Below are 12,015 nucleotides of genomic sequence, written 5' to 3' on the forward strand. Positions count from 1 at the left end.
TCCCTGCCCCCCGCCCTGTTCGAGCTGCGCCGCGAGCCCGACGGCCGCCTCGCCTTCCGCGGCCAGGCCTGCGCGACGGCCCTGGTGCAACGCGGCGAGGCCGGCGCGTCCGAAGCCGATGAGTTTCGCGCCTCGCGCTTCCGCGTCGATCGCTTTGCCGGAACCGGGATCGCCGTGACCGAGGCCTGAGCGGCCGCTCGGGCCGCCCCGCGCCGCACCATCCGGCGCGGCGGTGCCGCGTGCCCGCCCGGCGCATCCCTCGACCGCGCATCATCGCCCGTGAAACGAAACCGTTCCGAAAGCTCAGCGTCGCCAGGGTCTTGGCCGATCGTGCCCGCGCCTGTGCCCGGTACGATCGATGGCGCCGGCCGCGCGGTTCATCGGACGCTCATCGAAAGGGTTTATTTTCGCATCTGCAAAGGGCGCCGGCGAACCAAACCGTTGGCGGAGGGTTTAAAGCTCAGCTCTCTTCCCAAGTGGCCTGCGATGGGGTAGCTCTCGATCTTATGGGTGCGCTGCAACAAGTGCTCGTCGTCGACGATGGTGTCCGTGCCATCGATCACTCCCTGGCCGGAGAATTGGCCGAGCTCGGCTATGCCAGCGTCACCGTCTCCCTCGAGGCGGCGGCGGACGTGCTGGCGGTGATCGCCCGGCCTGCCGCCATCCTGCTCCAGACCTCGTCGCGTCGCGATTCGAGCTATGCCCGCCTCGCAGCCCGGCTTCGTGCGCAGGTCCGCGACCAGTGCATCCCGGTCCTGGTGATCGACGGCGCGAAGGGGCGCCGCGCGGGCGCGCCGATCGACCTGATGAGCCGCATCGGCCCCTACGTCGTCAACGAACCCGACCTCTAGGCATCGCCCGGCCCGGGCGCCGATCCGCTACGAATGGATCGGCGCGTCGTGCTTGTGGAACGCCTTGAGACGGCGGAACAGCGCCGTGTCGTAGTTTCCCGGCACCTGTTCCTCCCCGACGAGCCAGCGGAACAGGTCGCGGTCCGGCACCTCGATCAGGCCCTCGAACAGATCGAGATCCGCATCGCTCATGCTGCCGATCTCGGCGTCGGCGAAGCGCCCCATGATCAGGTCCATCTCGCGGATGCCCCGGTGCCAGGCGCGGAACAGCGTGCGGCGGCGGCGGGGATCGAGATCCGCGCTGGTGCGGGTGGTGCCGGACATCGTGAGGGCCTTCGGATCGCTGGAGACAACCCGTGATCCGAGGATCACGGGACGAAAGGCTCAGACCAGGCCCGCGAAGGCGGTCTCGGACCACGCCGCGGACGGCCCGGGCGGGGCCGGGACGGGATCGCGCGGGCCGACCGGCGGCTTGTGCCCGCGCTGGCCCTTGGCGACCCGGGTGCCGCGGTCCGGCTTGGCCGGGCCGCCGACCGCATCGAACTCGAACAGCAGCCGGTTCCCGCGCGCGTCGCTGATCCATCCGTCGGAGAACCAGCCGACGAAGCGGCCCGAATAGGCGAAGACCTTGTCGTCGTCGATGATCGCCGCGGGCCGCCCATCCCAGTGGTAGACCGCCCGGCCGTCGTCGCAGAAGGCGGATGGACGTCCCTCCCGGTCGAAAAACTCGATCATCGCCTTGGCTCCCGCCGCCGGCCGCGCCGAGCGCCGCCACCGTCCGTATCTAAGCCATCGCGGCCGACCTGCCAGCCGGCCGCATCCGGGCGCCGGGCACAGGATCCTCCGATCCGCCGATCACGGGAGGGCGACGCGGCGCGCCAGCGTCGAGCGGCCGCGCGCGACGGGGCGGGATGCACGGGCTATTAGGGCCCGCCGGGCAGGATGGGCCGAACGAGCGGATTGGCGATGCGCGACGAGACGGCCCCTGCGCTCCTGCGCCCCAGCATCCTCGATCCGCTGTTCGCGCCCGCGCGCGGGCTGCCGGGCGTCGGCGCGAAGATGGCGCCCATGATCGAGCGGCTGCTCGGCACGCCCGAGCGGCCGGCCCGCATCGTCGACCTGCTGTTCCACCTGCCGCAGGGCGGCATCGCGCAGAAGCTCGTCGGCTCGGTCGGCGAGGCCCCTGTGGGCGAGCCGGTCACCGTCGGCGTTACCATCTCGCATCACCGGCCGGCCGGGACCGGGCCGGGCAGGCGCCCGCACCGGGTGCTGGTCGAGGACGAGACCGGCGACATCACCCTGGTGTTCTTCGGGATGCCGGCGGCGCGGGTCGAGAAGATGCTGCCGCTGGGCAGCCACCGCTACGTCACCGGCCGCATCGACCTCTGGGACGGCAGCCGCCAGATGGTGCATCCCTCCCGCATCGTCGACGCGGAAGGCCTGGCCGCCCTGCCCTCCGTCGAGCCGGTCTACGGCGCCACGGAAGGCCTGACCTCGCGGGCGATCGGCAAGCTCGCGGTGGCCGCCCTGGAGCGGCTGCCGGTGCTGCCGGAGTGGCAGGACCCGGCCTGGCTGCGGCAGAACCGGCTGCCGCCCTTCGCCGACGCGCTGCGCGCCGAGCACCGGCCCGAGGAGGCGCCCAAGCCCTCGACGCTGGGCCCCAACGGCGTCGCGGTCCCGCCGCCCGCGACGCCGTCGCGAAAACGGCTGGCCTACGACGAGCTTCTGGCCTCGCAGCTGGCTTTGGCGCTGATGCGGGCGCGCAGCCGCCGCAAGCCCGGACGGGTCAACGCCGGCGACGGCCGCCTCTCCGCCCGGATCGAGGCGGGGCTGCCCTTCGCGCTGACCGGCGCGCAGACGCGCGCCGTCGCCGAGATTCGCGGCGATCTGGCCTCCGACAAGCGGATGCTGCGCCTGCTCCAGGGCGATGTCGGGTCGGGCAAGACCGCCGTGGCGCTCCTCGCCATGGCCTCGGCCTGCGAGGCCGGCCGGCAGGCGGCGCTGATGGCCCCAACCGAGATCCTGGCACGCCAGCACTTCGAGCGCCTGAAGCCGCTGGCCGGCGCCCTGCGCCTGCGCCTGATGACCGGCCGGGACCGCGCCGCCGAGCGCCGGGCGACGCTGGCCGACCTCGCCGCCGGCGAGATCGACATCCTGGTCGGCACCCACGCCCTGTTCCAGGACAGCGTGGTGTTCGCCGATCTCGGGCTGGCGGTGGTCGACGAGCAGCACCGGTTCGGCGTCCACCAGCGCCTCGCGCTCGGCGCCAAGGGCGCGGCGGTCGACATTCTCGTCATGACCGCGACCCCGATCCCGCGGACGCTCGCGCTGACCTGCTTCGGCGACATGGACGTCTCGGTCCTCGACGAGAAGCCGGCCGGACGGCAGCCGATCCGGACGATCACCATCCCGACCGAGCGCATCGACGAGGTCGTGGCCGGCCTCCACCGCGCGCTCCAGGGCGGCGAGCGCGTCTACTGGATCTGCCCGCTGGTGGCCGAATCGGAGTTCGTCGACCTCGCCGCGGCGGAGGAGCGCTTCGAGGACCTGAAGCAGCATTTCGGGGCCGAGGTCGGGCTGATCCACGGCAAGATGCCCGGCGCCGACAAGGATGCGGCGATGGCCCGCTTCGCCGCGGGCGAGACCCGGGTCCTGGTCTCGACCACCGTGGTCGAGGTCGGGGTCGACGTGCCGGAGGCGACGATCATGGTGATCGAGCATGCCGAGCGCTTCGGGCTGGCCCAACTCCACCAGCTGCGCGGCCGGGTCGGGCGCGGCGCGAAGGCCTCGTCCTGCCTGCTGCTCTATCGCGGGCCGCTCGGCCAGGTGTCGAAGGCCCGCCTCGAGATGATGCGCGAGAGCGAGGACGGGTTTCGCATCGCCGAGGCCGATCTGCGGCTGCGCGGCGAGGGCGAGGTGCTCGGCACCCGCCAATCCGGCCTCGCGGCCTTCCGGCTCGCCCGCCTGGAGAGCGACGGCGCCCTGCTGGAGGTCGCCCGCGACGACGCACGGCTGATCGTCGAGCGCGATCCGACCCTGCGGACCGAGCGGGGCCAGGCGCTGCGGGTGCTGCTCTACCTGTTCGAGCGCGACGCCGCGATCCGGCTGCTCGGAGCCGGCTAGAGCATCGTCGAGCGAGGTGGATTCCCGCTGGCGTGACGACGATGCGCCCTCGAGACGAGAGCGAGCCGTGTCCGTGATTGACGGATCACGGACCATGCTCTCGCCGGCGCGGGTTGCCGCAGCCTGGGCGACAGGCGCGCGCGATCGCCCTAGATCCGTTTGGGTCGTACCAAGGATTCTCCGCCCGTGCCCCAGCCGCCCCGACAGGACAGGACGTTTGCCGTCGCGGTGGTCGGCGCCGGCGCCGCGGGCCTCGCCGCCGCCCTGGCGCTCGCCCGCGACGGCGTGCCCACGGCCCTGGTCGGACGCCATGCACCCGTGGCCGACGGGCGCACCGTCGCCCTGCTCGACGGGTCCGTGCGCTTCCTCGCGGCGCTGAAGGCCTGGGGCGGCATCGCCCCGCAGGCCGGCCCGCTGGCGACGCTGCAGATCATCGACGACACCGGCAGCCTGTTCCGCCCCCCGCCCGCGCGCTTCCAGGCCGGCGAGATCGGGCTGGAAGCGTTCGGCTGGAACGTCGAGAGCCGGCTCCTGGTCGAGTCCCTGCGCCGGCAGGCACGCGCCACCGAGAACCTCACGCTGTTCGAGAGCGATGCCGCGGAAGCCGTTCCTGGCGAAGAGGTTTCCGAGGTTCGGCTCGTCGATGGCGGGCGCGTCTCGGCACAGCTCGTCGTCGCCGCGGACGGGGGGCGGTCGCCGTTGCGGAGCGCGAGCGGCATCCGGGTGCGGGACTGGTCCTACCCGCAATCCGCGATCACCACGATTCTCGCGCACGACCGCCCGCACGGCGACGTCTCGACCGAGTTCCACACCCGCGGAGGCCCCTTCACCCTGGTGCCGCTGCCGGGGAACCGCTCGAGCCTGGTCTGGGTCGCGGCCGAGGGCGTCGCGCGCCGGCTCGCCGCGCTCGACGACGCGGCGCTGGCCGAGGCGGTCACGCGCCAGGCGCAGGGCATGCTCGGGACGATGCGGATCGACGGCCCCCGCGGCCTGGTGCCGATGCGCGGCCTCTCCGTGGCGACCCCGACCGCCCACCGCCTCGCCCTGATCGGCGAGGCCGCCCACGTCTTCCCGCCGATCGGCGCGCAAGGCCTGAACCTCGGATTGCGGGATGCCGCCGCCCTTCGGGATGCGGTGCTCGGTGCCACCCGCGAGCGCCGCGATCCGGGCTCCCGCGCGGCGTTGTCCGGCTTCGCCCGCGCCCGCCGGCTCGACGCGGCGCTGCGATCCGCGGCGGTCGACACGCTCAACCGGAGCCTGCTCGCCGACCTCGTGCCCGTCGACGCGCTGCGCGGCTTCGGCCTGCTGGCGATGAGCGCGATCGGGCCCTTGCGCCGCGCCGTGATGCGCGAGGGCGTCCTGCCGCGGCTCGGCGCACCCGAGCAGATGCGGGCCGCGCGCTGAACGGAAAAACTCTTTTCGGCGTGTGGGTTGTCCCTATCGGCTCGCGTTGGGCATCAAGCGTTTCGGCGCGAAAATCGGGTGCGCGTCCCTCCTGCAATCCGCCCCTGCGACACCGGCATGCGGAGCACCCACCCGAGCCGCTCCGTGCCGGACCTGTCGGCGCAAGAGCCGACGGGTCCGCATCGGGAAAAAACGATCGAAAATCGCTGATTTCGAGTAGGTTGCCTCGAAAAGCTCATCCCATGCATTCGTCCGGTCGGACCATGGCGGCCCGGGTCGGGGCGCCGCATCGTCGGATCGCCGCCTCCTGACACCCTGCCTTCCGGTCTATACATCCCGTCTCGCGGGCCCCACGTCCCGCCCCCGGGCATCGCCTGCCCGCCCGATTCGACGACGAACAGACACCCGATGGCCAAGCCCGCATCCAAGACGTCCGCATCCAAGACGCCCGCGCCCCCGGTCCCCGCGCCGAAGGTTCAGACGGCGCGCTTCGCGCTTCCCAAGTCCGGGCCGCTGGCGCGGATCCGCGACGCATTCGCGCGCGGCGAGAGCCCGACGCTGGCCGGCGTCCCGGACGGGTTCGACGCCCTGGTGGTGGCCGACCTCGCGCGCGCCCTGAGCGCCGGCTTCGAGGGGCCGGCGGTGCTGGTCCACGTCGCCCGCGATTCCGGGCGCTCGGCGGCCTTCGTCAACGCCCTGAAGTTCGTCGCGCCCGAGATCGAGGCGATGAGCGTGCCGGCCTGGGATTGCCAGCCCTACGACCGGGTCTCGCCCAACGGCGCCACGGCGGCGCAGCGCATGACCGCGTTCTCGCGGCTGACGCGCACGCGCTCCTCGGAGGCCGCGCCCCGCATCGTCTGCACCACGGTCAACGCCCTGATCCAGCGCGTTCCGCCGATGAAGCGCATCGCCGTCGAGACCTTCTCCGTCGCGATCGGCAACGTCGTCTCGATGGACAAGGTCGTGGCCTGGGTCGAGGCCAACGGCTTCCTGCGCACCGGGACGGTGCGCGACACCGGCGAGTACGCCGTGCGCGGCGGCATCCTCGACCTGTCGCCGCCGGGGCTCCCGAACCCGATCCGCCTCGACTTCTTCGGCGACACGCTGGAATCGATCCGCGCCTTCGATCCGGAGACGCAGCGCACCGTCGGCCAGCTCCGCTCCCTCGATCTCGTGCCGATGAGCGAGGTCCAGCTCACCACCGAGACCATCCGGCGCTTCCGCCAGGGCTACGTCGCCAATTTCGGGGCCGCGACCCGCGACGACCGCCTCTACGAGACCGTGAGCGAGGGCCGGCGCTATGCCGGCCTCGAGCACTGGATGCCGCTGTTCTACGAATCCCTCGACACCCTGTTCGACTACGTCGCCGGGGTGCCGATGGTGTTCGAGCCGCAGATCGAGGATGCGGCCGCCGAGCGGCTGGCCCTGATCCAGGACTACTTCCAGGCTCGCGAAGGCGCGCGCAAGACCCCGCAATCGGGCGTCGCGCCCTACAAGCCGCTGCCGCCGCGCGCCCTCTACTTGACCCAGAACGAGCTGCGCGACCGGATCGCGGCCTGCTCCGTCGCCCGGCTGACGCCGTTCGCGGTGCCCGAGGGCGGGGCCGGCGGCCCGGCCATCGATTGCGGCGCCGAGCCCGGCCGCACCTTCGCCGCCGAGCGCGCGAGCGAGGCGGCGAGCGTCTTCGACGCGGCGGTGGCGCACGTGAAGGATCTGCAGGGATCCGGTCATCACGTGATCCTCGGATCCTGGTCCGAAGGCTCGCGCGACCGGCTCTGCGGCGTGCTCGCCGACCACGGCCTCAGGAAGCCGATGGCGATCTCGCGCCTGTCGGACGTCTACGCGCTGAAGCGCGGCACCGACGTCGCCGTCGCGGTCTGGGGCCTCGAATCGGGCTTCACCGCCGGCCAGCTCGCCGTGATCTCGGAAGGCGACATCCTCGGCGACCGGCTGGTGCGCCAGAAGCGGAAGTCCAAGCGCCCGCAGGACGTCATCCTGGAGGTGCAGGCGCTTCAGCCCGGCGACCTCGTCGTGCACGCCGACCACGGCATCGGCCGGTTCGTCGGCCTGAAGACGGTGACGGCGGCCGGCGCCCCGCACGATTGCCTGGAGCTGCAATACGCCACCGGCCTGCTGCTGCTGCCGGTGGAGAACATCGAGCTCCTGACCCGCTACGGCTCCGAGGATTCCGAGGTGGCGCTGGACCGTCTCGGCGGCGCCGGCTGGCAGGCCCGCAAGGCGCGGATGAAGAAGCGCATCCTCGAGATGGCCGGCGAGCTCATCAAGGTCGCCGCCCAGCGCTTCGTGCGGCAGGCGCCGCGGCTGGTGCCGCCCGAGGGCCTCTACGGCGAGTTCGCCGCCCGCTTCGCCTTCGAGGAGACCGAGGACCAGGCCAACGCGATCGAGGCGGTGCTCTCGGACCTCAACGAGGGCCGCCCGATGGACCGGCTCGTCTGCGGCGACGTCGGCTTCGGCAAGACCGAGGTGGCGCTCCGCGCCGCCTTCGCCGCCGCGATCTCCGGGCGGCAGGTGGCGGTGGTGGTGCCGACCACCCTGCTCGCGCGCCAGCATTTCCGCACCTTCGCCGAGCGCTTCAAGGGCCTGCCGATCCAGGTGGCGCAGCTGTCGCGCTTCGTCGGCGCGGCCGAGATGAAGCAGACCCGCGCCGGGCTCGCCGACGGCACCGTCGACATCGTGGTCGGCACCCATGCGGTGCTGGCCAAGACCATCGCCTTCAAGGACCTCGGCCTGATCATCGTCGACGAGGAGCAGCATTTCGGCGTCAGCCACAAGGAGCGCCTGAAGGCGCTGCAGGCCGACGTGCACGTGCTGACGCTCTCGGCCACCCCGATCCCGCGGACGCTGCAGCTGGCGATGACGGGCGTGCGCGACCTCTCGATCATCGCGACCCCCCCGGTGGACCGCCTGGCGGTGCGCACCTTCGTGACGCCGTTCGATCCGCTGACCATCCGCGAGGCGCTGCTGCGCGAGCGCTACCGCGGCGGCCAGTCGTTCTACGTGGTGCCGCGGATCGAGGATCTGGCCGAGGTGAAGCGCTTTCTCGACACCGAGATGCCCGAGACTACGGTGGCGGTCGCCCACGGGCAGATGGCGGCGGGCCAGCTCGAGGACGTGATGACCGCGTTCTACGAGGGCAAGTACGACGTGCTGCTCTCGACCACGATCGTCGAATCCGGTCTCGACATCCCCACCGCCAACACGCTGATCGTGCACCGGGCCGACATGTTCGGCCTGGCCCAGCTCTACCAGCTCCGCGGCCGCGTCGGACGCTCCAAGGCCCGCGCCTACGCCCTGTTCACGACGCCGGCCAACCGCACCCTGAGCGCCCAGGCCGAGCAGCGCCTCACCGTGCTGCAGACGCTCGACACGCTCGGCGCCGGCTTCCAGCTGGCCTCCCACGACCTCGACATCCGCGGCGCCGGCAACCTGCTCGGCGACGCGCAGTCCGGCCACATCAAGGAGGTCGGCTACGAGCTCTACCAGCAGATGCTGGAGGACGCGGTCACCGCGCTCAAGGCCGGCTACGAGGAGCCGGTGGAGGAGGCGTGGTCGCCGACCATCGCGCTCGGCGCCCCGGTCACCATCCCCGAGACCTATGTCGAGGATCTCGGCGTGCGGCTCGCCCTCTACCGCCGGCTCTCGACCCTGGAGAACGACGCCGAGATGGAGGCGTTCGGCGCCGAGCTGATCGACCGCTTCGGGCCGCTGCCGCCGGAGGTGGAGCAGCTGCTCAAGATCGTGACGATCAAGATCCTGTGCCTGGCCGCCAACATCGCCAAGGTCGAGGCCGGGCCGAAGGGCGTCGTGGTCCACTTCCGCGACAAGTCGTTCGCGAACCCGCAGGGGCTGGTCGCCTACGTCGCCGAGCAGGCCTCGTTCGCGAAGGTCCGGCCCGACATGAGCGTGGTCTTCATCCGCGAGCTCGACTCGATCCCGGCCCGGCTCAAGACCGCGACGCAGGTGGTGCGGGCGCTGGCAGGGATCGCCGAGCGCGGGGGGAAGAAGAAGGCGGCGTAAGCGCCGCTCAGCGCGTCGCCAGGGCCTGCGAGGCGTCCGGTCGGGATGCGTCCAGGCGCGGCGTCGCCGGCTGCGGGGCCTTCGGATGCAGCGCGCCGAGCGAGCCGGTCGGCAGGTTCGACGAGCCTTCGGCCAGCGCCTCCTGTCCGCCGAAGGCCGTGCCCTCTTGGCCGAGCTTCTCCGCGTGGGCGAACAGCGCCTTCATGTAGCGCTGGTCGAACGGGGCCGGCGAGGTGTCGGTGAAGCGGTCGTCGATCTCGGCGACCTTCAGGTCGATGGATTCGCGGCGGGCGAAGGCGTCGGCCAGCGCCAGGGCGTCGCGCGTCTGCGCCTTGATCGCCGACGACATCGCCCGGCCGAGCACCGAGAGCGTGGTGTGCGTCGCCATCTGGAAGTACGGCGCGAGCTTGTTGTTGACGACGAGGTAGACCGTCCGGGCCGGGATCCTGACCCCGCCGGCACCCGTCTGCGCCGCGATCAGCGCCGGCTTCGGCGCGAGGAAGAACGGCGCCGTGGTGCCGCCGTCGACGTGCATCTCCTGGATCGTCTTGCCCTGGTTCGTCTTGCCGTCGACGGTCGTCGAGTCGATCGAGACGGGCGGGAACACGCCCGGCACGGCGGACGAGGCCAGCACGATCGACCGGAACAGGTTCAGCGCCTTGTCGTCGCCGATCGTCGCGATCGCGCCCATGTCCCACAGCACCGGGCGCTCGGTGTCGAGCTCGGTGGTGGCGACCAGCAGGCGCCGGCCCTTGGCGTGCTCGGCGGCGATCGCCTTGAGCAGGCGCGGCGTCACCGCCTTCTCGATCCGGCGCTTGAGCGGCCAGGTGTCGGTCAGGGCCTCGGCGGAGCCGCCGAACTCGAACACGTCCGCCGCCGAGACCGTGGTGTAGGCCTCGCGCAGAGCGGCATCGCCGGCGGCACCGATGAAGGCGAAGGGGGCGATCAGGGCGCCCGTCGAGACGCCGGTGATCACGCCGAAGGCCGGGCGGCGCCCGCTCGCGCTCCAGCCGGAGAGGAGGCCCGCGGCGAAGGCGCCGTTCTCGCCGCCGCCGGACAGCACGAGCCAGGGGTCGGCCGCCGCGGACGCCCCGTCGATCAGCGCCTGGAAGGCCTGCCCGTCGTCGCCGGCGATGCGGATCGCGCCCTTCAGGGCGGCAGGACGCGCCGTCGCGATCTCGCCGGCGGTGAACGCCGTGCGCTCGGTGCGTTTGGCAGTATCCGATCCGGCACGGGAAAGGTCAGGCGCACCGATTCCAAGTGCGAGGATCGTCGCGCAAAGCGCGAGCTGACGCGTCTTCGAAGAGGGCATAGCCCGTTTCCCGATACCGATTGACCCGCCTCGTTTCGAAAACGCTGCGCCGTCCGCGGTGTTCCCGCAACCGGGCACGACCACCGAGCCGGCCGCGCCGTTCGTGCGGCAGCGCACCATGACGCTTGCCACGCGGATCGCTTTACGCCGGGCCTGTGCTTGCACTAACCGGACGAACCGGTCCGTCACGCCGACTCGGCAAGCCGACCTGCAACGAGGTTCTTCCATGAAACTGCCGCGCCGCTTCTTCCAGCCGCTCGCCGCCGGCGCGCCCGAGCCCTTCCGCGAGCTGCCGGTGCGGCTGGAGCGGATGATCCACTTCGTGCCGCCCCACAACGACAAGGTCCGCGCCCGCGTGCCGGAGCTCGCGCCGACCGTCGACGTCGTGCTCGGCAACCTCGAGGACGCGGTGCCGATGGACCAGAAGGAGGCGGCCCGGAAGGGCTTCGTCCAGATGGCGCAGGCGACCGACTTTGCGGCGACCGGCACCGGCCTGTGGAGCCGCATCAATGCCCTGAACTCGCCCTGGTTTCTCGACGACCTGTTCGAGCTCGTGGCCGCCGTCGGCTCGAAGCTCGACGTGGTGATGATCCCCAAGGTCGAGGGCCCGTGGGACATCCACTACGTCGACCAGCTGCTCGCCCAGCTCGAGGCGCGCCACGGCGTGACGAAGCCGATCCTGATCCACGCGATCCTGGAGACGGCCGAAGGCGTCGCCAACGTCGACGCCATCGCCTGCGCGTCGCCCCGCATGCACGGCATGAGCCTCGGCCCCGCCGACCTGGCGGCGTCCCGCGGCATGAAGACCACCCGCGTCGGCGGCGGCCACCCGGAATACCGCGTGATCGCCGACCCGGCCGGCGAGGGCGTCGCCCGCGCCTCCGCCCAGCAGGACCTCTGGCACTACACCATCGCGAAGATGGTCGACGCCTGCATGGCCAACGGCATCAAGGCCTTCTACGGCCCGTTCGGCGACTTCTCCGACGGCCCGGCCTGCGAGGTCCAGTTCCGCAACGCCTTCCTCATGGGCTGCGCCGGCGCCTGGACGCTGCATCCGAACCAGGTCGCCATCGCCAAGCGTGTCTTCGCCCCCGATCCGGACGAGGTGGCCTTCGCCGCCCGCATCGTCGCGGCGATGCCCGACGGCACCGGCGCGGTGATGCTCGACGGCAAGATGCAGGATGACGCCACCTGGAAGCAGGCCAAGGTCATCGTCGACCTGGCCAAGCTCGTGGCGGCCAAGGACCCGGAGCTGGCCGCGGTGTACAAGCTCGGCTGATGACCAGA

The 12,015-nt window shown here is 72.0% G+C and carries 8 protein-coding genes and 1 pseudogene; 6 read left to right on the top strand and 3 right to left on the bottom strand.

Translation table 11 applies throughout. The features are described 5' to 3' along the window. Both FV227_RS13680 and FV227_RS13685 read left to right on the top strand, forming a co-directional pair. A pseudogene (locus FV227_RS13680) lies at nucleotides 1-189 on the top strand (long-chain fatty acid--CoA ligase); the annotation flags it as partial. Between the two features lie 317 nt (nucleotides 190-506). Next, on the top strand, nucleotides 507-851 hold the full coding sequence (locus FV227_RS13685) for a hypothetical protein (RefSeq protein WP_147859193.1): 345 nt from the start codon (nucleotides 507-509) through the stop codon (nucleotides 849-851). 27 nt (nucleotides 852-878) lie between these two features. Here the strand turns inward: FV227_RS13685 and FV227_RS13690 are convergent, their stop codons facing one another. Together FV227_RS13690 and FV227_RS13695 are read right to left on the bottom strand one after the other, a co-directional pair. After that, entirely contained in the window at nucleotides 879-1,175 is a 297-nt protein-coding gene (locus FV227_RS13690) for a succinate dehydrogenase assembly factor 2 (protein WP_147729745.1), read from the bottom strand. 60 nt (nucleotides 1,176-1,235) lie between these two features. Then, a complete protein-coding gene (locus FV227_RS13695; RefSeq protein WP_147729744.1) occupies nucleotides 1,236-1,586 on the bottom strand; it encodes a 4-fold beta flower protein in 351 nt (116 codons plus the stop codon). A 231-nt stretch (nucleotides 1,587-1,817) separates the two neighbouring features. On the opposite strand from FV227_RS13695, the gene recG reads away from it, so the two are divergent. The 3 genes from recG to mfd all read left to right on the top strand — a co-directional run bounded on the left by recG (nucleotide 1,818) and on the right by mfd (nucleotide 9,416). Next, the gene (gene recG / locus FV227_RS13700) at nucleotides 1,818-3,974 is read left to right on the top strand and encodes an ATP-dependent DNA helicase RecG (protein WP_147859184.1); all 2,157 of its coding nucleotides are present in this window, start codon (nucleotides 1,818-1,820) and stop codon (nucleotides 3,972-3,974) included. A 186-nt stretch (nucleotides 3,975-4,160) separates the two neighbouring features. Continuing rightward, entirely contained in the window at nucleotides 4,161-5,378 is a 1,218-nt protein-coding gene (locus tag FV227_RS13705; RefSeq protein WP_147859185.1) for a UbiH/UbiF family hydroxylase, read from the top strand. 408 nt (nucleotides 5,379-5,786) lie between these two features. Beyond that, nucleotides 5,787-9,416 carry a transcription-repair coupling factor gene (mfd, locus tag FV227_RS13710; protein ID WP_147859186.1) on the top strand — a complete coding sequence of 1,210 codons (3,630 nt, stop codon included), beginning with the start codon at nucleotides 5,787-5,789 and terminating at the stop codon, nucleotides 9,414-9,416. A gap of 7 nt (nucleotides 9,417-9,423) precedes the next feature. Here mfd and FV227_RS13715 read toward each other — a convergent pair whose 3' ends face one another. Further along, complete coding sequence (locus FV227_RS13715; RefSeq protein WP_147728377.1) at nucleotides 9,424-10,728, bottom strand: patatin-like phospholipase family protein; 1,305 nt, start codon at nucleotides 10,726-10,728, stop codon at nucleotides 9,424-9,426. Nucleotides 10,729-10,954: 226 nt separating this feature from the next. On the opposite strand from FV227_RS13715, the gene FV227_RS13720 reads away from it, so the two are divergent. Then, nucleotides 10,955-12,007, top strand: coding sequence for a CoA ester lyase (locus tag FV227_RS13720; RefSeq protein ID WP_147728376.1), 1,053 nt, complete (start codon nucleotides 10,955-10,957; stop codon nucleotides 12,005-12,007). Nucleotides 12,008-12,015 lie beyond the last annotated feature (8 nt).

The organism is Methylobacterium sp. WL119, assembly GCF_008039875.1.
Lineage (GTDB): Bacteria > Pseudomonadota > Alphaproteobacteria > Rhizobiales > Beijerinckiaceae > Methylobacterium.

Coding starts and splice junctions, on each gene's coding strand:
- mfd (WP_147859186.1), top strand. CDS start 5,787: ATGGCCAAGCCCGCATCCAAGACGTCCGCATCCAAGACGCCCGCGCCC.
- FV227_RS13685 (WP_147859193.1), top strand. CDS start 507: ATGGGTGCGCTGCAACAAGTGCTCGTCGTCGACGATGGTGTCCGTGCC.
- FV227_RS13715 (WP_147728377.1), bottom strand. CDS start 10,728: ATGCCCTCTTCGAAGACGCGTCAGCTCGCGCTTTGCGCGACGATCCTC.
- FV227_RS13720 (WP_147728376.1), top strand. CDS start 10,955: ATGAAACTGCCGCGCCGCTTCTTCCAGCCGCTCGCCGCCGGCGCGCCC.
- FV227_RS13695 (WP_147729744.1), bottom strand. CDS start 1,586: ATGATCGAGTTTTTCGACCGGGAGGGACGTCCATCCGCCTTCTGCGAC.
- recG (WP_147859184.1), top strand. CDS start 1,818: ATGCGCGACGAGACGGCCCCTGCGCTCCTGCGCCCCAGCATCCTCGAT.
- FV227_RS13690 (WP_147729745.1), bottom strand. CDS start 1,175: ATGTCCGGCACCACCCGCACCAGCGCGGATCTCGATCCCCGCCGCCGC.